We start from the raw sequence: 19,216 nt of genomic DNA on the forward strand, positions 1-19,216 counted from the left end.
CGCGTGGCCGAGTACGTCATCGAGGGCGGCCGCATCGGCGGCATCCCGGATCTCTACGAGGAACTCAACCGCCACTTCATGACCGGGGAGGACTGGCAACTCGGCGCCAGCCTCGACGCGCTCGACGACCTGCTCTACGGCGGGTACGGGGCGCTGGCCGGGGATGACGCCGTCCGGATCGTCTGGCGGAATGCCGCGCACAGCCGCGACGCGCTAGGGGTCGCCGAGACGGTCCGCTGGCTGCGGGAGAAGCTGGCACAGCCGGGGCGGTTCCGGTCGGACGACCTCCAGCGACAGCTCGACGACCTGCACGCCGGCACGGGGACGACCTACTTCGACCGCGTTCTCGAGGTGTTCGAAGGCCACCCGGAGGTCGTGCTCGACCTCCGCTGATTCAGGTGTCGCGCCGGACCTTGATCGTCGCGCCCGCGCCGAGGAAGACGAACGCGGCGGCGACCTGAGCGGCGCTCCAGATCGGGCCCGAGAACTCGAACGGGAAGATCGGGTTCCAGACCACTGCGATCGCGAGCATCACCGGCATCCACCACCAGTGCTTCGCCTGGAACGCGAACCACCCGATGATGAGCGCGAAGATCGTCGCGACGAAACGCACCGTGAGGAACCAGTCGCTCTCGAGCAGGGCCGGCGCGACGAACAGGACCGCCGCGGCGAGCAGGCTCGGCGCGAGGGCGTTGCGCTGGTACGTCGCGGGCGTCGGCTGCGTGCGGCTCACGGGGCTCCTCAGGACGGGGGTGTGGTTCCAGTCTGACGCACGCGACGGGCGCGCCAGGCGAGGACGGCACCGCCGAGGATCGCGGCGACGACCGACCCGGCGAGGATGCCGATCTTCGCGTGATCGTCCTCGAGCGATCCGACGCCGTACGAGAGCTCGCCGACGAGGAGCGCGACGGTGAACCCGATACCGGCGAGCAGACCGACGCCGAGCATGTCGCCCCAGTGCAGCTCGAATGTCCGCCGTACCGCCGGAACGCGCGTGAGCAGGAACACCGCGAGCAGGATGCCGATCGGCTTACCGAGGACGAGTCCGACGAGGATGCCGAGGGTCACCGGATCGGTGAAGGCCGCCGTCAGCCCCTCCCAGCCGCCGACCGTGACGCCGGCAGAGAAGAAGGCGAAGATCGGCAGGGCGACGAGCGTCGAGATCGGCCCGAAGCGGTCGGCGAAGTGCGCCGTCAACGCATCGTGGACCGGGGCACCGTCGGCATCCGTCCCCACCTGCACCCGGGCACGCGGCGTCACGGTCGCCGGGACCATGAACGCGAGGACCACGCCGGCGATCGTCGCGTGCACCCCCGACGCGTGCACGAAGCCCCACGTGACGATCGCGAGCGGCATCAGCATCCACCAGTGACGGATGCCGCGCCGCACCGCCAGAGCGAACAGGACCAGCGGGACGATCGCCGTCGCGAGCCACAGCGGCTGCAGGTCGTCGGTGTAGACGGTCGCGATGATGGTGATGGCGAAGAGGTCGTCGACGACGGCGAGGGTCAGCAGGAACACGCGCAGCGCCGGCGGCAGGCCCTTCGCGACGACGGCGAACACGGCGATCGCGAAGGCGATGTCGGTCGCGGTGGGGATCGCCCAGCCGCGCACGGCGTCGCCGGGCAGGGTCACGGTGAAGGCTGTGAAGATGAGCGCGGGGACGATGACGCCGCCGAGGGCTCCGATCACCGGCACCGCGGCGACGCGCGGCGAGCGCAGTCGCCCGGCGACGATCTCCTCCTTGAGCTCGAGGCCGACGACGAAGAAGAACACGGCGAGCAGACCGTCGGCCGCCCAGTGGGCGACGGTGAGGTCGAGGTGGAGGGCTTCGGGACCGAAGGACGTCTCACGGAGCCCGACGTACCAGGGCGCGGCGGGTGAATTGGCGAGGATGAGCGCCGCGACGGTCGCGGCGAGCAGCAGGATGCCGCCGAAGGTGTCGGTGCGGACGGTCTGGCGGATACCGCGCCAGATCTCGTGCGGGGCTGTACGGGAAGAAGGAGAGGAGGACATGACGGATCGCTTTCCGCGTCGGGGATCAGGGGTCGCTGAGGACGCACCGACGAGCGGTGCGGGTCAGGCCGCTGACGGCGGGCAGCCGGCGATCTCGCCGTGCGCGTTGGTTCCCCACTCGCTCACCCAGCCGTTCGTTCCGGGATGCTGCGGCGCGCTGAGCGCGCGGATGCCGATGGCCGACGGCAACGCGCGCTCGAGGCGGTAACGTGCCGTGATCGTCATGCCTCGAGGGTATCCCGCGCTCACTTTCGCCGCCCCGTCAAGGACGTAGCGCAAGACGTGCCGAAGCGACTGGACTGACGGCATCCGCTCTGACGGACCCAGATTCACCATCGCTAAGGAGTCATCATGGGCTTTTTCGGTTTCCTCATCCTCGGTCTGCTCGCCGGTGCCATCGCGAAGCTGATCCTGCCGGGCAAGCAGGGCGGCGGCTGGTTCGTCACACTGCTGCTCGGCATCGTCGGCGCACTGCTGGGCGGTTGGCTCGGCGGACTGATCTTCAACGTCAACCTCAACGAGTTCTTCTCGCTGTCGACGTGGCTCCTCGCCATCGGCGGCTCGATCATCGTGCTCCTCATCTACGGCGCGCTGTTCGGGCGCAAGCGCACGGCGAGCTGAGGTCGCGGCCTAGGGCGGGTGCGTACGATGGCTCCCCGTGACGAGCCCTGATCTGCGTACCCTCCCGAAGGCCGAGCTGCACCTGCACATCGAGGGCACACTCGAACCCGAGCTCGCGTTCGCCCTCGCCGAGCGGAACGGCGTGACGCTTCCGTTCGCGGACGTCGATGACCTGCGGCACCGCTACGACTTCGAGGACCTGCAGTCCTTCCTCGACCTCTACTACGCGTGCATGGCGGTGCTGCGGACCGCGCAGGACTTCACCGACCTCGCCGTCGCCTACCTCGAGCGGGCCGCCGCCGACGGGGTGCATCACGTCGAGATGTTCTTCGACCCGCAGGTGCACGCCGCGAACGGCGTGGCGGTCGACGTCGTCATCGACGGGCTCCGCGCGGGACTCGAGGTCGGGCGGGAGCGGTTCGGCATTTCCGGCGGACTCATCGTCTGCATCGTCCGCGACCACCCGGTCGCCTCGGCCGAAGCCCTTCTCGAGGAGATCGCGCCGCGTGCGCACGAGCTGCTCGGCATCGGCCTGGACTCCGCGGAGGTCGGCTACCCGCCGTCGCTGTTCGAGGGCGTCTTCCGCCGTGCCGCCGAGCTGGGACTGCGTCGCGTCGCCCACGCCGGCGAGGAGGCGCCGGCCGAGTACGTCTGGGAGGCGCTGCGACTGCTCCACGTCGAGCGGGTGGACCACGGCATCCGTTCGATCGACGACCCCGAGCTGCTGGCGCACCTCGCTGAGCACCGCGTCGCGCTGACGGTGTGCCCGCTCTCGAACGTGCGCCTTCGGGCCGTGCCCGAACTGGGCGCCCACCCCCTGCGCGAGCTCGTCGACGCGGGCGTCGTCGTGACGATCAACTCCGACGACCCGTCGTACTTCGGCGGGTACATCGGCGACAACTACGCCGCCGTCGCCGCGCTCGGCTTCGACACGGCTGAGCTGGCGAAGCTCGCCGAGAACTCGATCGAGGCGTCCTTCGCGGATGCCGACCGCAAAGCGGATCTCCTCGCCCAGGTGCGTGACTGGGCGGCATCCGCCTGACTCACTCTTCCTCGGCCGTCGGCCACACGTACGGGAGGTCGTCGGGGTCGTCGAAGCCCTGCGCGCGGTAGTACTCGAGGTCCTTCCGCAGCAGGTTCGAGCGGTGCGAGCGGTGGACGTCCTCGCGGCCGAACCAGGGCGGCATCCGCACCGTTCCGGATCGGTACTCGGCACCGTCCTCGGGGATCTCGTCGAGCGTCGCCAGGGTCGAGGCGCGAGTCGTGTCGGCGAAGCCGCGGCGCACCCATTCATCCACCGTGAGGTCCTGGTAGACCATGAGCGCGGCTCGGTGCCCGCGCCACATCTTCACCGCGGGATGGTGTCGCCAGCCGTAGCCCGGGATCGTGAGCGCGCGCATCACCTGCAACGTCTCGACGCGCTGCTTGCCGAGCCGCTTCGTGTCGAGCGCCGCCATGCCGCGGGCGAGGTCGTCGAACGGGACGAAGGTCTGCACGTCAGCGCGCCTTCCGGATGCGGATCGGCCCCTTCGCGGTCGACGGGTCGACGACCTGCCCCCGCTGGGTGATCTCGACCTCGCCTGCGGCGACGAGCCGGCGGGCGGCGCGACGTGCGGGTTCCATGAGGTCGCGCCACTCCTCGCCGCCCACGGCGCGAGCAGCCTCGGACGGGCAGATCGTCGCCGACGCCGCGCGTGCGTCGAGCAGCTCGCGGATAGACGCGGTGAGCTTCTCGTCGACGGGGCGGATGCCGCGCCTCCGGCACGCGTCGGAGCAGTACTTCACCTCGTCCCAGTTCTTCTCCCACTTCTTGCGCCACTGGATCTCACGTCCACACGAGGCGCACGTCTTGGGGGCGGGGGAAGAAGCCATGCCGCGACGCTATGTCGAGTGGCCGACAGGGGCGAAGGGGTTGCGGTCACGCACGCTCATGCCTCCGGCTGGCACCGCGGACACCACCACGTGCGGCGACGCTCGGGATCGTTCGCGACCTCGTCCCGCACGAGGATCCGGGCGCCGCAGCGCAGGCACGGGCGCCCGGCGCGTCCGACGACCCAATGGGACTCGCCCTTCCGGGTCGAACCGGTGGTCACCTGGTACATGCCCGGCACGGTCGCCGAGATCCGCAGCATCCGCGACGCCTTTTCGACGAGCGGAACCAGGTCGACCAACCCGACCGGTGCGAACGGATGCACGCCGGAGAGGAACGCGGTCTCGTTGACCCACAGATTGCCGAGTCCGGCGAGGTTCCGCTGGTCGAGGAGTGCCGCGACCAGAGGCCGCTCGGACTGCAACGACAGTCGACGCACCGCCTCGGCGGCATCCCAGTCGTCCCGCAGCGGATCGGGACCGAGGTACGCCAGCAGGGCGCCCTCGTCCGCAGTCGCGACGAGTTCGACCACCGGCAGGTCGATGCCCCACAGCGTCGACCCGTCGTCGAGGCGCATCCGCACGCGCACCCGGTGATCCTCGCGCGAGGGGATGCGTCGACCCGGCCGCGTCACGGTCCAGCTGCCCTGCATCCGCAGGTGCGTGTGCATCGTCTGCCCGGTGTCGAACCGGGTCAGCAGATGCTTGCCGTGCGTGTCGTACGCGGTGATCCGCGCACCCGCGAGCGGGGTGCCCGCCGCCGCGCCGGAACGCAGCTCCCCCGCGACGACGACGTGACCGACGGATGCCGCGGCCAGCCGCTGCCGCAAGCGGTACACGCTGTCACCCTCCGGCATCCGTCCCCCTGCCTACCGAATCACCACCCGCGTGCCGAATCACCACCCATCGTCGTGCATTCCGGCGGTGATTCGACAGCTGAGTGGTGATTCGGCGCTGGAGTCGGAGGGCCGGGCCGACGCGCGTCAGCGTGCGGCCCGCAGCCAGACCGTCGTCGCGCCCGGCAGCTGGCCGCCGTCCAGATCTCCGCTCGCGAGCAGCACCTCGCCCGCCGGCAGGTCGGCCGACTCGTCGCCGAAGTTCGTCACGACGGTCCAACCGTTCGGTCGGGTGAATGCGAGCACATCGGCACGCCCCGTCTCGAGCCAGGTCAGTTCCTCCGCGGTCTGCAGGTCGTCGCGCAGATGCAGCGCGCGGCGGTAGAGGTTCAGCGTCGACGTGGGATCCCCCTCCTGCGCCTCGACCGACATCTCGCCGAACCACGCCGGCTGCGGTAGGTGCGCTCCCCCCGAGCCGAAGCCGAACGACGACCCGGACTCAGACCAGGGAATCGGCACTCGGCATCCGTCCCGTCCGATGTCCTCGCCAGGGCTGCGGATGAACGTCGGGTCCTGGCGGTCGCCTTCCGGGATGTCCCCGACCTCCTGCAAGCCGAGCTCCTCGCCCTGATAGATGTACGCCGATCCCGGCAGCCCGAGGACGAACAGGCTCGCGGCGCGCGCCCGCCGGATCCCCGCGTCGGCATCGACGGTCGACGCGGCGCCGCCGGAGAGCAGCCATTCGTTGCCGTGCTTGCGCGCGGGGCGGCCCGAGGCATCCCGGGCCGGATGCGGCAGCCCGTAACGCGTCGCGTGGCGCACGACGTCGTGGTTCGACAGCACCCAGGTGGTCGATGATCCCGACGACGCGGCGAGCGCGAGGTTGTCGGTGACGATGCGTCGGAATTGGCTCGCATCGAAGTCGGCCTCGAGGAGGTCGAAGTTGAACGCCTGCCCGAGGCTCTCGGCGCTGGCATACAGCGGGATGCGGGCGGGCGCGACCCAGGCCTCGGCGACCGCGGTGCGGGGCGGGTCGTACGAGTTGAAGACCGCACGCCACTCGGCGTAGACCTCGTGCACGTCGTCGCGGTCGATCATCGGATGCTGCCCGTCGTGCGGCATCGCGTCGAGCTCGGCCTGCGTCGGCAGCTCGTCGGGAAGGTCCTTCGTGAGCATGTGCGCGACGTCGATGCGGAATCCGTCCACGCCCCGGTCGGACCAGAAGCGGAGGGTCCGCACGAAGTCGGCACGCACCTCGGGGTTCGACCAGTCGAGGTCCGGCTGCTCGACGGCGAAGTTGTGGAAGTACCACTGGCCGTCGCCGACCGGCTCCCAGGCCGGCCCGCCGAACACGGACTGCCAGTCCGCCGGCGGCTCCTCGCCGTTCTCGCCCTTCCCGTCGCGGAAGATGTACCGCGCCCGCGCAGCCGACCCGCGCTCCGAGGCGAGCGCCTCCTGGAACCACGCGTGCTGGTCGGACGTGTGGTTCGGCACGATGTCGATGACGACCTTGATCCCGGCCTCGTGCAGCGTGGCGATCAGCGCGTCCGCGTCGGCGAGCGTCCCCAGGCGGGGATCGACGTCGCGGTAGTCGGCGACGTCGTACCCGCCGTCGGCGAGCTCCGACGGGTAGAACGGGCTCATCCACACCGCGTCCACGCCGAGTTCCTTCAGGTAGGGCACCCGCGAGCGGATGCCGCGCAGGTCGCCGATGCCGTCACCGTCGGCATCCGCGAAGCTGCGGGGATACACCTGGTAGACGACCGCCTGGCGCCACCACTCGGGTAGCTCGGCGTCGGTGAGGTCGGCGGTCTCGGGTGCGGTCTGCACGTCGGAGGTCACGGTGTCCTTTCGGGGTTCGGTGGTCGGTCAGCCCTTGACGGCGCCCTGCGTCACGCCCTCCATCACCCAGCGCTGGGTGAAGAGGTACGCGAGGATCGCAGGGGCCATGGCCATGAGGTACGACGCGAAGGCGACGTTGTAGTTGTTGCTGAACTGCGTCTGGAACAGGTTCTGCCGCACGGGCAGGGTCTGCATCGACGGGTCGGAGATGATGAGCGACGGGAGCATGAAGTCGTTCCACGCGTAGAGGAAGGCGAAGATGCCGACCGTTGCACTCATCGGCGCGAGCAGCGGGAAGATCAGCTTCCAGAACGTCTGCCACGTCGAGGCGCCGTCGATGCGGGCGCTCTCCTCGAGCTCGATCGGGATCGAGCGCAGGAACGCGGTGAACAGCAGCACGCTGAAGCTGAGCTGGAACATCGTCGCCAGCAGGATCACCCCGAACGGGTTGTCGAGCCCGAGCCGGCCGGTGAGCTGGATCTGCGGCAGCGCGACGACGGGGAACGGGATGAACATCGCCGCGAGCAGGTAGAAGAACGAGTAGCGGAAGAGCTTCCGGTCCCAGTTGCGGACGATCGCATACGAGGCGAAGGCGGCGAGGATGATCGTCGCGACGACGGTGCCGGCGGTGACGAAGAACGAGATCGCGGCGCCGACGGGGAACTGCGTCAGGTTCCACGCCTGCACGAACCCGTCGAAGCTGATCGGGGCTGGCAGCGAGAACGCGTTGCCGTCGACGGCCTGTCCCGTCGTCTTCAGCGACATCGAGATCGTGACGTACAGCGGCAGGAGGACGGTGATGGCGCAGAGGAAGAGGATGACGGTGGTCGACCAGCTGGGACGTTCGGCGACCGCGCGGCGCCGGCGACGCGGGGCGTCGGCGGGGCGGTCCGTCGCGGTGACGGCATCGGCCTGTTCGAAGGCGAGCGCGGGCTGCGTGGTGGACATCAGACTCGGTTCCTTCCGCGCGTGAGCGAGAGTTGGAGGAGGGAGATCACGACGGCGACGATGAAGAAGATCGTCGCGTTGGCCATCTGGTAGGCGTAGTCGCCGCCGTTGAAGCCCGCGATGATCGTCATCGCGACGCTGCGGGTCGCCGTCCCAGGCCCGCCACCTGTGAGACCGACGATGATGTCGTAGGCGTTCAGGAAGCCCTTGAACCCGAGGATCACGTTGATGACGACGTAGCCGGCGACCAGCGGCAGCGTGATCCGCAACAGCTGCTGGCGCTTCGATGCGCCGTCGAGGTCGGCCGCCTCGTACACGTCGCCCGGCACCGACAGCAGCCCGGCGATGTAGATGAGGAGCGTCCCGGGGATCGCCTGCCACGCCGTCACGATGAACGATGGCGATCCACGCGAGGTCGGGGTTCGCGAGCAGGCTCTCCTGCAACCACGGGATGCCGAGGGTCGACCCCGCCGTGGGCAGGGAGTTCGAGAACAGGAAGTTGAAGACGTAGGCGATGATGATGCCCGAGATGACCATGGGGATCACGAAGATCGTGCGAAGGCCCGTCTTGAAGCGGATGCGGGCGGTCAGCCCGACGGCGAGCAGGAACGCCGCGATGTTGACGACGATCACGGTCGCGATCGCGAAGCCCGCCGTGAACAGGTAGCTCTGCAGGATCGCCGGGTCGCTGAAGAGGGCGATGTAGTTCGTGAACCCGATGAAGTTCCACTCCCCCAGCCCGATCGAGTCGGTGAGGCTGAAGAAGATGCCGATGAGACCCGGAACCGTGATCGCGAGGGTGAACAGCAGCACCGTCGGCAGCAGGAACAGGTAGTAGATCGGCTCGACGCGCTTCGAACTGCGCCTCGCGGTGCGGTCGCCCTGAGTCAGGAGGGTCGTCGTCGACCCTGTGGTGGTGGTCATCGCGTTGCCTCCTCGGCCTCGTCGGTGAGGACGGGCTGGCGGAACGCGAGTCGCGACCAGTCACTGTCCATGGTGGCGAACGTGCGCGCGGGGTCCTGGCCGAACAGCATGGCCTGCGCGTAGGCGAACACCGGGATCGTCTTCGGGACGAGCACCGACGGACCCTGGTAGAGCCGACCCTCGTCGTAGAACGACTGCATGCCCTCGATTCGCGGATCCTGCGGCGGAGCGGCATCCGTCGTCGGTGCGAACCCGAGCTGCGACTCGTTGTAGGCCTCAATGATCTCGGGCTGGTAGAGGTATTCGAGGAAGTCCCGGGCGGCATCCTTCTTCGTCGACGCGTCGGGGATCATGGCCGCGAGGTCCATGTTCACGCGGATCGCGAGGTCGTCGGGATCATCCGTCATCGGAAGCGGGAACGTTCCGAGCGGGGCGTCGGGCGCTGTCTTGGCGATCTCGCTGAAAGCCCAGGGCCCCTGCAGGTACATCGCCGCCTCGCCCTCGCCGAACGCGAGGTTGCCGTCGCCGTATGCGCGGCTGTCGGCATCGGGGTTCGTGTACTCGGTGGCGAGCTGCAGCACCTTCTCGACCGGCTCGGTGAAGGTCTTCTCGAAGGAGACCTCCGATGAGCTGTCGACGTCGGCGCCCTGCGCGGCGAGGCGGTCGAAGAAGTCGATCACGTCGACGGACCCGCCGATCGCGTAGTCGTACCAGCCCTGCGCCACGGTCCAGTCGTCCTTGAAGGTGCCGTAGAACGGCGTGACGCCGGCCTCTTCGAGCGCGTCGCAGACGGCGATGAGCTCATCCCACGTGGTCGGCACCTCGAGGCCGTTCTCCTCGAAGATCTGCGTGTTGTAGATGACCGACGACGCCATCACCGAGTACGGCAGCGCACTCGTGCGACCCTCGCACGTGCCGTACTGCTCCATCAGCGGCTGCAGGTCCTCGCGCACCGTGGCGGCGGCATCCGTCCCGCTCAGGTCGCTGAGCGCGCATCGCTGCACGAAGCGGGCGACCTCGTAGTTGTAGTTGGCGAGCATGATGTCGGGCGGGTTGCCTCGGACGAAGCTGGCCGAGACGACGTCGACGCCCGAGGTGTCCATCTCGACAGTGACGCGGTCCTGCGAGGCGTTGTACTTCTGCACGACGTCCTGCATGAACGGCAGCGCCTCGCGCTTGCTGAAGGTGAACCGTAGGGTCTCGCGGCCGTCGGCCGAGCAACCAGCGAGCAGTGCACCCCCGATCGAGAGGACGGCGAGCGCCGCGGCGCCCCGGCGCAGCCGGGAATGGGTCGATGACATGTGTATCCGATCGCGTCGTTGCGGACGAAAGATCCCGAATCGGTCAAACCTCGCGACTATATTTAGTCGCCAAATCAATCCGATGCAGGCAATATTGCAGGGCAGATCCCGAAAGGTCAAGACCCCGATGTCGACACTCGTCTCTCCTCCGACTCGCCCGGCGAGTCAGGACGCCGTGCTCGCTTTCGCGTGGGAGACACTCGAGTTCACCGCCACGGACGCAATGGAGTCCACGGGGTTGACGCGGTCGACGACCATCGAAGCGACCGCTGCCCTCGTCGCTCGCGGGTTGCTCGCCGAGCTGCCGAATGCACGTCTGGCCGGGGATTACCGCAAGGGCCGCCCGGCGCGTCGGTTCGCGCTGCGAGACGACGCCGCCCTCGTCGTCGGCATCGACGCCGGACACGAGCACGTGTCGGTGTCGATCGCGGACCTCCGGGGCGAGCCGATGGCGGATGCCGACGCGCGTCTCGTTCTGGACCGTGACGACGCCCCCGCTCGCGCCGCTGCCGTGGCCGAGTCCGTCGACCGGGCCCTGGCCGCTGCGGGTCGCACGCGAGCGGACGTGCTCGCGGTGTGCGCCGGCGTGCCCGCGCCGGTCGACCGCACGGGGCGGTCGCCGCGGCATCCCACCCGCTTCTGGGAGCGCATGAACCCCGACCTCGTCGACGTCCTCTCGTGGGCACCGATCGTGCGGATCGAGAACGACGCGTCGCTGGCTGCGGTCGCCGAGGGGTCGAACGGGGCCGCGAAGGGATGCCAGGACTACATCGCCCTGCTCGCCGGGTCGCGCCTGGGCGCCGGGGTCGTCGTCGACGGACACCTGCTGCGCGGTCATCACGGCGGGGTCGGCGAGATGGTCGCATTCGACCACGTCGACGGCGTGCGCGGCGCCGAGGGCCTCGGATCGCGGGTGGCATCGTGGGCCGCCGAACTCGCCCGCTCCGGTGAGGCGACGGCGGGATTCCGGGAGGTCGGGCCAGAAGAGCTCGACGCCCGGACGGTCCTCGCGATGGCCGCCCGGGGAGACGCCGACGCGCTGCGGATCGTGGACCGCGTGGGCCTCGCCCTCGCCCGCATCGTGAGCGTCCTGGGCAGCATGTTCGACCCGGAGCGTGTCGTCGTCTCGGGCGCGATCGCGGACGGCGTGCACGAGGTCGTCGCCGCGGCGCGGCGGTCGCTCCCGACCGACCTGGACCTGCCCGCGCCGGAGCTCGTCCCTTCGACCCTGGGGGGCGAGGTCGTGGTCACCGGAGCGGTCGCCGCGGCTGTGGCCTCAGCGCGCGAACGCGCGCTCGACGTCTGGCCGGCCTGAGTCTCAGCGCACCTCGCGGCGCGGGTCCTGGCGCGCGCGGGAGTAGGCGCGCCAGAGGATGCGGGCGTGCCGTTCCTTCGCGCGTTCGACGCCGGCCTCGTCGCGGCGCGCGGCCGACCACCATTCGGCGGCGCGTTCGAGCATCGCGCTCCAGACGACCCCGATGCCGGCGTGGGGCGGTGGCGGAACGGCGGCCTCCTCGGCCGGCATCCGTCCCTTCGGCCGCAGCGAATCGTTCGCGTGCTTCACGATGAGCTCGGCCGCCCCGACCGCGTGCGCGTTGATGATCGAGTGGGCCGCACCCCGGATCTCCCAGCGGCGGGCGTTCCGCGCCGCGGCGACGAGCCGCGAATGGAACCGGCGCGGTGACGTCGCGTCGTACTCGCCGCGGATGAACAGGACGGATGCCTCGACCCGCGGCATCCGCTCGACCAACCGGTATCGCAGCATGTGCGGCAGAACCTGCACGAAGTAGACGAACCCGCAGAGGACGTATGCCGACAGCGCGGTCATCGCGAGGTGGAACGTCTCGCGGGTCGCGGACTGGGCGAACCGCAGCGCAACGATCGGAAGCGACGACTCCTGGTCGTTGACGACGGGGCTCACGAGCACGGCGTGCCGCAGCTGCGGCCGTCGGATCAGGACTTCGGTGACGACCTGCGTGCCCATCGAGTGGCCGATGATCACCGGATCCTCGAGGCCGTAGTGATCGAGGACCTCTTCGACCCGATCCGCGAAGAACTCCGCCGTGGGCTGGTCGCCGGGCCGCGGCATCCCCGCGAATCCGGGCAGGTCGAGCGCGAACACGTCCCCGTGCTCGGCGAGCGAGGGCGCGAGGAACTCGAAGTACGTCGCTGCGACACCGACACCGGCGACGAGGACGAAGGGCCGTCCGCCGTCGCCTACCGTGGTCTCGACGCGCGTCACCCGCGTGCGGTGGGTGTCGCGTCCGACGTGCTCGACGTCGACGTCGGGGGCATCCTCGGTCGCGAGCATGCACCCAGGATGCCAGCCGGCGCCGGTGCCGCGCGCCGCGGGGCGGTATCGCTCAGCGGTTCACGTACTCCATGAGGGTCGCGTTGTAGCGGTCGCCGGCGACACCGACCCGCTGCGCGAGGCCGGCGAGGTCGGCGAGGTCGTCCGCGGAGAGCGCCACCTCGGTCGCGGCAGCGTTCTCGCGGATGCGCGACGTGCGCCGAGTGCCGGGGATCGGCACGATCGACGGATGCTGCGCGAGCAGCCACGCCAGCGCGATCTGGCCGGGCGCGGCATCCTTCGCCTCGGCGAGAACCTTCACATGATCGACCAATGCCTGGTTCGCGGACAGGTTCTCCGCCTCGAAACGCGGCACGCGGCGCCGAATGTCGCCCTCATCGAATGCGGTGTCGGTGCTCACCGTCCCCGTGAGGAAACCTTTGCCGAGCGGGCTGAAGGGCACGAAACCGATCCCGAGTTCGGCCAGGGTCGGCAGGACCTCGACCTCGGGATCGCGGGTCCACAGCGAGTACTCGCTCTGCACGGCGGTCACCGGGAACACGGCGTGCGCGGCGCGGATGGTCGCGGCCGACGCCTCGGACAGCCCGAAGTGCCGCACCTTCCCTTCGGCGACGAGCTCGCCGATCGTCCCCGCGACGTCGGCGATGGGGACGTCCGGATCGACCCGGTGCTGATAGAAGAGGTCGAGCGTGTCGGTCCGGAGCCGGCGCAACGACGCGTCGGCGACGCGACGGATCTGCTCCGGACGGCTGTCGAGTCCGACCGACTGCCCCTTCCGGATGTCCCACCCGAACTTCGTCGCGATGACCACCTGATCGCGCACCGGCTCGAGGGCTTCGCCGACGAGCTCCTCGTTGACGTATGGGCCGTACACCTCGGCGGTGTCGAAGAACGTGACGCCGGCGTCGAGCGCGGAGCGGAGCACCGCGATCATCTCGCTGCGATCACCGGGGTTGGGTCCGTAGCTCTGCGACATCCCCATCGCTCCGAGCCCGATCGCCGAGACCTGCAGGCCCTGTCCGAGTGTCCTGGTGTGCATGTGTCAACCTCCTGCCGTCGACGATAAGCCTCTGGGCGCCGACGAGGGAGGCCCTGGCAGAGCCCCCATCGCTAGCGCGCTCGCCCGCTCGGCACAAGCGGTGGGAACCGTCCGACCCCCTTCCTACGCTGGCGCCATGCTGCGACACCTCGTCATCGTGCTGGGCGATCAGCTCGATCATGAGTCGAGCGCATTCGACGGCTTCGACCCGGATCAGGACACCGTCTGGATGGCCGAGGTCGCGGGCGAATCCGAGCACGTCTGGAGCACGAAGCAACGGACCGCCGTCTTCCTCGCGTCCATGCGGCACTTCGCCGCAGAGCTGACGGATGCCGGGTGCCCCCTCCACTACGCGAAGCTCGACGCCCGTTCGACGAAGGACTCGCTGGCCGACCAGCTCGCGGCCGACGTGACGACGCTGAAGCCCGAGGGACTCGTCGTGACGGAGCCCGGCGAGTGGCGGGTGCGCGAAGCGCTGCGCGACGTGGCCGAGCACAGCGGCATCCCGTTGGACATCCGTGAGGACCGGCACTTCTTCAGCGCCGTCGCCGAGTTCGCCGCGCACGCCGAAGGGCGGAAGTCGCTGCGGATGGAGTACTTCTACCGCGAGATGCGCAAGAAGCACGACGTGTTGATGACGACCCGCGGGCAGCCGGTGGGCGGGTCGTGGAACTACGACGCCGACAACCGCAAGTCGTTCCCGAAGCAGGGACCGGGGCTGGTCCCCCCGCGCGCTCGGTTCGAGCCCGACGAGACCACTCGCGAGGTCATCGCGCTCGTCGAGAAGAGGTTCGCCGACCACCCCGGCTCGCTCGACTCGTTCGCCTGGCCGGTCACCCGCGCGCAGGCCCTCGAGGCGCTCGACCTGTTCATCGAGGAACGTCTGCCGGGCTTCGGCGAGACGCAGGACGCGATGTGGCCGGGCGAACCGTGGCTCTGGCATGCGCACCTGTCGTCGTCGATGAACCTCAAGATGCTGACTCCGCGCGAGGTCGTCGCCGCGGCCGAGGCCGCCTACCGCGAGAAGAAGGCTCCGCTGCCCGCCGTGGAGGGTTTCATCCGGCAGATCCTCGGGTGGCGTGAATACGTCCGCGGCATCTACTGGACGCAGATGCCCGGCTACCTCGAGCGGAACGCCTTCGAGGCGTTCGAACCGCTCCCCGACTTCTACTGGACCGGCGACACGGCGATGGCGTGCCTTCAGGACGCGATCGGCACGACGCTCGAGAACGGGTACGCCCACCACATCCAGCGCCTCATGGTCACGGGCCTCTACGCGATGCTGCTCGGCGTCGACCCGAAGGAGATCCACGCCTGGTACCTCGCGGTCTACGTCGATGCGGTCGAGTGGGCGGAACTCCCGAACACGCTCGGCATGAGCCAATACGCCGACGGCGGGCTGATGGGCAGCAAGCCGTATGCCGCGACCGGCAAGTACATCGACCGCATGAGCCCGTACTGCAAGACGTGCCCGTTCGACCCTGCGAAACGGATCGGCGAGGACGCCTGCCCCTTCACCACCCTGTACTGGGACTACCTCATCCGGCACGAGGAGCCCCTCGCCGCCAACCACCGCATGTCGCTGCAGGTGAAGAACGTGTCGCGCTTGGACGACGACGAGATCACCGGCATCCGCGAGCGCGCCGACGCGATCCGCCGCGGCGACATCACGGTTCCGCACACCTGAGCAAGGAGAGCACCATGACCTCGACCGACATCGCCTTCGTGACCGGCGCCCGCGGTGGCGTCGGGAGCGCCCTCGTCGCGCGGCTGCGGGCGCGCGGTCTGCGCGTCGCCGCCGTGGGGCGGGATGCCGCATCCCTCGCCTCGGTCGATGCGGACGCGCACATCGAAGCCGACGTGACGGCGCCCGAGGGTGCCGCCGCAGCGCTCGAGGGCTGCCGGTCCGAGCTGGGTGACGCACCGGCGTGGCTCGCGCACGCGGTCGGCAGCACGCTCATCACCCCGCTGCATCGGACGAAGGCCGACGCAGCGCGCGACATCTTGCGCGTCAACCTCGAGAGCAGCATCTGGATCCTGCAGGCCTGGCTCGAGGCGACGGGCAAACAGCCCGGCGCCGCCGTCTTCGCGAGCTCGGTCGTCGCCCGGATCGGCGTCGCGAACCACGAGGCGATCGCCGCCGCGAAGGGGGGGGATCGAGGCGCTCGTGCGCAGTGCCGCCGCCACGTATGCCGCGCGCGGCATCCGGGTCAACGCGGTCGCTCCGGGGATGACGGACACCCCGATGACCGCCGGGATGCTGAGCGTCCCCATGCAGCGCGAGGGTGCCGAGAAGCAGTACCCGCTCGGCGGCGTGCAGACGGCCGACGACGTCGCAACGGTCATGGACTGGCTGCTGTCGACGGATGCCGGTCGCATCACCGGTCAGGTGATCCCGGTTGACGGCGGCTTCACGACGGTGCGGCCCCTGGTGAAGTAGGTCAGCGCGTGACGACGTACACGTCGTCCTTGCGCGCGACGGCGGCCGTGGCCGTGTCAGTCTTCTCGTAGACCGCCCACGCGCCCTCGGTGGAGCACAGGTCGACGCGGTCACGCGGGAACTCGGCTGCATCGACGCCGTCCGCGGTCACGACGATGAGCGCCTGTGCATCGTCGCGCTTCGAGAGGTCGGGGACGGTCTTCGCCGGGACGCCGAGACGCGTGGCGACATCCTCCACGCTCTCGTACGGGCACACGATCGTGAATCGCTTCGCATCGTCGGGCACCAGGTCGGCGACGGGGATGATCGATCCTTCGCTGACGGTCCTCACGATGCGTTCCTCGTCATCACCATCGGTCGGCGCGCAGGCCGTCGTGACGCCGGCGGCGACGAGGACAAGGGACAGGGCGGCGAGTGTGCGCTTCATGCTTCCTGTCTACGCAGGCACCGCGCGCAGGTCGTCGGCCCGGGGAGGCATCCGTGTCAGCCCAGAGGATGACGCCGGGTCAGGAGCCTTCCAGCATCCGCTTCGCGCGGGTCAGCGACGTCGACAGCGTCGAGCGGATCGAGTCGGCGATCATCGGCTCGGCGAGACGCATGATCCCGGTCGGCTCGGCGTCGATGCGCACGGCGACGACGGTCGCGCCGTTCGCATCGGCGAACTGCAGGTCTGAGGATGTGGCCATGATCCCGCTCGTGCTGGTGACCGTCATCCGCGCGCCGGGTTCGTAGGCCGTGACGCGCCAGTCGAAGTCGACCTCGCGGCCGCCCGCCCGCATCCGCGTGTGGAGAGTCGACCCCACGCCGACGGGCGGCAGTGAGGTGAGCTCCTCGGAGATGACAGATTCGTCCCAGCGGGCGCGCCCCTCGGTGAAGAAGTCGAACACCTCGGTCACCGGGCGGTCGATGGTGACGGACTCGGTGACGGTGAACATCCCCTCACCCTAGGTGCCGGGTGCGACGCGCGGGCCGGCCGTATGGGTTCCGTTCGGACCTGTTCCCGGGTGGTGGGTGAGGGCTTAGGACTGTGCTCATGACGTTGACCACGCTCCTTCCCTCGCTGCGACGCAGCATCCCCGATCCGATCGAACGGCGGGCATGGCCCGAGCACACCGTCGCGGAGGTACGCGATGTGACCGTGGCGGGTGTGTCGCTCACGCGCCTGGCCGCGCTCGAAGGGACGCCGTGCGTGATGACCGGCGACCTCGCCCACCCGCACACGCAGGATGCCCGCCGTCGCGGCATCGGCATGGACGTCACCGTCCTCGTGTTCTGCGTGACCCTGCTCGTCGACTCGCAGGACGGGCGCCGTCTGGCGCTCGTCGACTGCACGACGCACGACCTCCCGATCCAGTGGGAGCACTGCCGCCTCATCGGTCGTGCGTCCACCGCGAAGACGGCGATGGTCGACATCGTCCCGGGCGACGTCGGTGCGCCCATGTGGCCCTACAACCAGGCGGCCCTGCCCACCGACCTCGTCGAGGGAGACCTGCTCGCGGTGCCGTGCACCGGCGCGCTGGCCCTGCGTGACGTGAAGCCCCGGCGTGCGCCGCAGGATGCCGGAACGTCACCCGACGCCGCCGCCGAACTCGACGAGGACTGGGCAGGTCGATGCGGAAAGTAGACCCGACCGGCGTCCGCATCGTGTGGCTGCGCCCCTACGAGGCGTCGGCGAAACGTATGAGTTTCATCAAACGGCGCCGAATGCAAGCGGTTGAGCGGAATCGCCGCGAGTCGGATTCTGGGATTCCCACGAACTGAGGAGTGTGCCATGGGTCTCGACGACAAGATCAAGAACGCTGCGCAGGACATCGCCGGCAAGGCGAAGGAAGCCCTGGGCGACCACCGCGGTGACGAGGAACTCCGCCGTGAGGGCGAAGCCGACCAGCGCGAAGCGAACCTCAAGAAGGCCGGCGAGAACGTCAAGGACGTGTTCAAGTAAGCCAGCCCGATCATGGGAGGGGCCCTGCCGGTCAGCCGGTGGGGCCTTTCATATGAGGCGCCGTCAGGAAGCCGTTCCGGCGTGACGAGCGCTCGCCACCGTCCGTGGCGCCGCGTCGTCATGCCACCGGAACAGGCGGACGAGCGAGGACAGGCCGGGGATGCGCAGGGCGAGCAGGTAGACCGCGTAGCCGGCGACGCCGCCCACGGTGTTCCACATCAGGTCGTTGACGTCGGCGATGTGACCGCCAGCGAAGAACGCTTGCGCAACCATCTGCGCGAGCTCGATCCCCAGACTGACCGAGACGGCGGTCAGCACGACCTTCACCCAGGACGAGCGACGCATGAGGAGCGGGAACAGAACTCCCAGCGGCACGAAGACCGCGATGTTCATGAGCGCGTCGTCGACCTCGTAGTCGTAGAACGGCACCATCGCGAGCTTCGGGGTCCACGGCTCACCGCTGTCGACGGGCGACAGGTAGATCGGGAAGATCGTGTTGGCGAAGATCCCGGCGGCGTAGACCGCGACGACGACGGCTGTCACGGCGCGAGCCCACGTGAGCTTGTTCCGACGCGCCAACACGGCGATCAACAGGACGAACAGCGCGATGCCGAGCGGGATCGCTACGGGCAGGACGGGGACCTCGCCGAAAGGGTTTGTGGACACTCCGGGACCCTATCCGAGGCGGGCGGCTCGGGCTGACCGGCGTGCTGAACGCGGAGGTCTGTGTCTCATCGTGCGCGGACTGATGGTCTCGGCCCCACGGCCGAAGCCGACGGACACCCGGGCTCATCGCGGCCCGCGGACAGCGGCCTCAGTCCGGGATACCCGGCCTTCCGGTAGTCAGCCGCAGGCCGATGTACGCGCCCGGCCCGATCAACACTGCGCCCGCGGCGAGTCCGATGAGGGCGTTGTCGGCGATCAGGCCGACCGCGAAGGCGAGGATGACGGCGGCCGTCGCTCCCGCTGATGCTCGAGACAGCTGATGCATATCCATTCCCTCGACGGTAAGCCTGCGTCACCTCGGCAACATCCCCCGGGCGGCGGATTCTGGGCCTTCCGCCGCTTTCGATGTACGCGGATGCAAGAGATCCGAGGCGACACGCGGGTGAAGGATGCCGCGGCTC

Annotated in this window: 23 protein-coding genes and 2 pseudogenes; 9 read left to right on the forward strand and 16 right to left on the reverse strand. The window is 69.4% G+C overall.

Translation table 11 applies throughout. From position 1 onward, the window contains the following. The first annotated feature begins 3 nt into the window (after positions 1–3). Positions 4–393, forward strand: a complete 390-nt coding sequence (locus QE428_RS04865) for a ribonuclease inhibitor (protein WP_307463664.1) — start codon at positions 4–6, stop codon at positions 391–393. 1 nt (position 394) lies between these two features. On the opposite strand, the gene QE428_RS04870 is transcribed toward QE428_RS04865, so the two are convergent. The 3 genes from QE428_RS04870 to QE428_RS04880 all read right to left on the reverse strand — a co-directional run bounded on the left by QE428_RS04870 (position 395) and on the right by QE428_RS04880 (position 2,241). After that, a complete protein-coding gene (locus QE428_RS04870) occupies positions 395–733 on the reverse strand; it encodes a DUF6804 family protein (protein ID WP_307463666.1) in 339 nt (112 codons plus the stop codon). Between the two features lie 8 nt (positions 734–741). After that, positions 742–2,016, reverse strand: a complete 1,275-nt coding sequence (gene nhaA / locus QE428_RS04875; protein ID WP_307463670.1) for a Na+/H+ antiporter NhaA — start codon at positions 2,014–2,016, stop codon at positions 742–744. A gap of 63 nt (positions 2,017–2,079) precedes the next feature. Beyond that, positions 2,080–2,241: a hypothetical protein gene (locus QE428_RS04880; protein ID WP_157681101.1), complete on the reverse strand. Its 162-nt coding sequence runs from the start codon at positions 2,239–2,241 to the stop codon at positions 2,080–2,082. A 126-nt stretch (positions 2,242–2,367) separates the two neighbouring features. Here QE428_RS04880 and QE428_RS04885 point away from each other — a divergent pair, with 126 nt between their 5' ends. Together QE428_RS04885 and QE428_RS04890 are read left to right on the forward strand one after the other, a co-directional pair. Continuing rightward, a complete protein-coding gene (locus tag QE428_RS04885) occupies positions 2,368–2,637 on the forward strand; it encodes a GlsB/YeaQ/YmgE family stress response membrane protein (protein WP_091357834.1) in 270 nt (89 codons plus the stop codon). Positions 2,638–2,674: 37 nt separating this feature from the next. Then, positions 2,675–3,679 (forward strand): adenosine deaminase, encoded by a 1,005-nt coding sequence (locus QE428_RS04890; protein WP_307463677.1) that lies wholly within the window; start codon positions 2,675–2,677, stop codon positions 3,677–3,679. Position 3,680: 1 nt separating this feature from the next. On the opposite strand, the gene QE428_RS04895 is transcribed toward QE428_RS04890, so the two are convergent. From QE428_RS04895 to QE428_RS04925, 7 genes and pseudogenes are all read right to left on the reverse strand, one after another. Next, positions 3,681–4,133 carry an MSMEG_6728 family protein gene (locus tag QE428_RS04895; protein WP_091357840.1) on the reverse strand — a complete coding sequence of 151 codons (453 nt, stop codon included), beginning with the start codon at positions 4,131–4,133 and terminating at the stop codon, positions 3,681–3,683. A gap of 1 nt (position 4,134) precedes the next feature. Then, positions 4,135–4,509, reverse strand: coding sequence for a DUF2256 and DUF3253 domain-containing protein (locus tag QE428_RS04900; RefSeq protein WP_133398972.1), 375 nt, complete (start codon positions 4,507–4,509; stop codon positions 4,135–4,137). A gap of 56 nt (positions 4,510–4,565) precedes the next feature. Continuing rightward, positions 4,566–5,363, reverse strand: a complete 798-nt coding sequence (locus QE428_RS04905; RefSeq protein WP_307463687.1) for an Fpg/Nei family DNA glycosylase — start codon at positions 5,361–5,363, stop codon at positions 4,566–4,568. A gap of 126 nt (positions 5,364–5,489) precedes the next feature. After that, on the reverse strand, positions 5,490–7,184 hold the full coding sequence (locus QE428_RS04910; RefSeq protein WP_373457700.1) for a glycoside hydrolase family 13 protein: 1,695 nt from the start codon (positions 7,182–7,184) through the stop codon (positions 5,490–5,492). A gap of 27 nt (positions 7,185–7,211) precedes the next feature. Then, entirely contained in the window at positions 7,212–8,132 is a 921-nt protein-coding gene (locus QE428_RS04915; RefSeq protein WP_091357857.1) for a carbohydrate ABC transporter permease, read from the reverse strand. Further along, positions 8,132–9,056: pseudogene (locus QE428_RS04920) on the reverse strand (carbohydrate ABC transporter permease). Before QE428_RS04920 ends, QE428_RS04915 begins: the two are co-directional and overlap by 1 nt. Next, positions 9,053–10,357, reverse strand: coding sequence for an ABC transporter substrate-binding protein (locus QE428_RS04925; protein WP_307463690.1), 1,305 nt, complete (start codon positions 10,355–10,357; stop codon positions 9,053–9,055). The pseudogene QE428_RS04920 and the gene QE428_RS04925 overlap by 4 nt, the downstream one beginning before the upstream one ends. 175 nt (positions 10,358–10,532) lie before the next feature. Between QE428_RS04925 and QE428_RS04930 the strand changes: the two genes are divergently transcribed. Beyond that, positions 10,533–11,672, forward strand: coding sequence for an ROK family protein (locus QE428_RS04930; protein ID WP_307463693.1), 1,140 nt, complete (start codon positions 10,533–10,535; stop codon positions 11,670–11,672). A gap of 3 nt (positions 11,673–11,675) precedes the next feature. Here the strand turns inward: QE428_RS04930 and QE428_RS04935 are convergent, their stop codons facing one another. Both QE428_RS04935 and QE428_RS04940 read right to left on the reverse strand, forming a co-directional pair. Further along, positions 11,676–12,668 (reverse strand): alpha/beta fold hydrolase, encoded by a 993-nt coding sequence (locus QE428_RS04935; protein WP_307463695.1) that lies wholly within the window; start codon positions 12,666–12,668, stop codon positions 11,676–11,678. Between the two features lie 52 nt (positions 12,669–12,720). Beyond that, entirely contained in the window at positions 12,721–13,707 is a 987-nt protein-coding gene (locus QE428_RS04940) for an aldo/keto reductase (protein ID WP_307463698.1), read from the reverse strand. A gap of 136 nt (positions 13,708–13,843) precedes the next feature. On the opposite strand from QE428_RS04940, the gene QE428_RS04945 reads away from it, so the two are divergent. The 3 genes and pseudogenes from QE428_RS04945 (at position 13,844) to QE428_RS04955 (ending at position 16,147) form a co-directional block, all read left to right on the forward strand. Then, entirely contained in the window at positions 13,844–15,394 is a 1,551-nt protein-coding gene (locus QE428_RS04945; protein WP_307463701.1) for a cryptochrome/photolyase family protein, read from the forward strand. 14 nt (positions 15,395–15,408) lie between these two features. Next, positions 15,409–15,795, forward strand: a pseudogene (locus QE428_RS04950) (SDR family NAD(P)-dependent oxidoreductase); the annotation flags it as partial. Positions 15,796–15,874: 79 nt separating this feature from the next. Then, entirely contained in the window at positions 15,875–16,147 is a 273-nt protein-coding gene (locus QE428_RS04955; RefSeq protein ID WP_307463704.1) for an SDR family oxidoreductase, read from the forward strand. A 1-nt stretch (position 16,148) separates the two neighbouring features. Here the strand turns inward: QE428_RS04955 and QE428_RS04960 are convergent, their stop codons facing one another. Together QE428_RS04960 and QE428_RS04965 are read right to left on the reverse strand one after the other, a co-directional pair. Further along, on the reverse strand, positions 16,149–16,574 hold the full coding sequence (locus QE428_RS04960; RefSeq protein WP_307463706.1) for a hypothetical protein: 426 nt from the start codon (positions 16,572–16,574) through the stop codon (positions 16,149–16,151). Positions 16,575–16,653: 79 nt separating this feature from the next. Continuing rightward, the gene (locus QE428_RS04965) at positions 16,654–17,082 is read right to left on the reverse strand and encodes an SRPBCC family protein (RefSeq protein ID WP_307463710.1); all 429 of its coding nucleotides are present in this window, start codon (positions 17,080–17,082) and stop codon (positions 16,654–16,656) included. 98 nt (positions 17,083–17,180) lie between these two features. On the opposite strand from QE428_RS04965, the gene QE428_RS04970 reads away from it, so the two are divergent. Further along, entirely contained in the window at positions 17,181–17,771 is a 591-nt protein-coding gene (locus tag QE428_RS04970) for a hypothetical protein (protein WP_307463713.1), read from the forward strand. Positions 17,772–17,918: 147 nt separating this feature from the next. Beyond that, positions 17,919–18,089 (forward strand): CsbD family protein, encoded by a 171-nt coding sequence (locus tag QE428_RS04975; RefSeq protein WP_091357894.1) that lies wholly within the window; start codon positions 17,919–17,921, stop codon positions 18,087–18,089. A 63-nt stretch (positions 18,090–18,152) separates the two neighbouring features. On the opposite strand, the gene QE428_RS04980 is transcribed toward QE428_RS04975, so the two are convergent. Next, positions 18,153–18,755, reverse strand: coding sequence for a VanZ family protein (locus QE428_RS04980; RefSeq protein ID WP_307463716.1), 603 nt, complete (start codon positions 18,753–18,755; stop codon positions 18,153–18,155). A 148-nt stretch (positions 18,756–18,903) separates the two neighbouring features. Further along, positions 18,904–19,086 carry a hypothetical protein gene (locus tag QE428_RS04985; RefSeq protein ID WP_133398960.1) on the reverse strand — a complete coding sequence of 61 codons (183 nt, stop codon included), beginning with the start codon at positions 19,084–19,086 and terminating at the stop codon, positions 18,904–18,906. Between the last annotated feature and the right edge of the window lie 130 nt (positions 19,087–19,216).

This window comes from Microbacterium sp. SORGH_AS_0505, assembly GCF_030818715.1.
GTDB lineage: Bacteria > Actinomycetota > Actinomycetes > Actinomycetales > Microbacteriaceae > Microbacterium.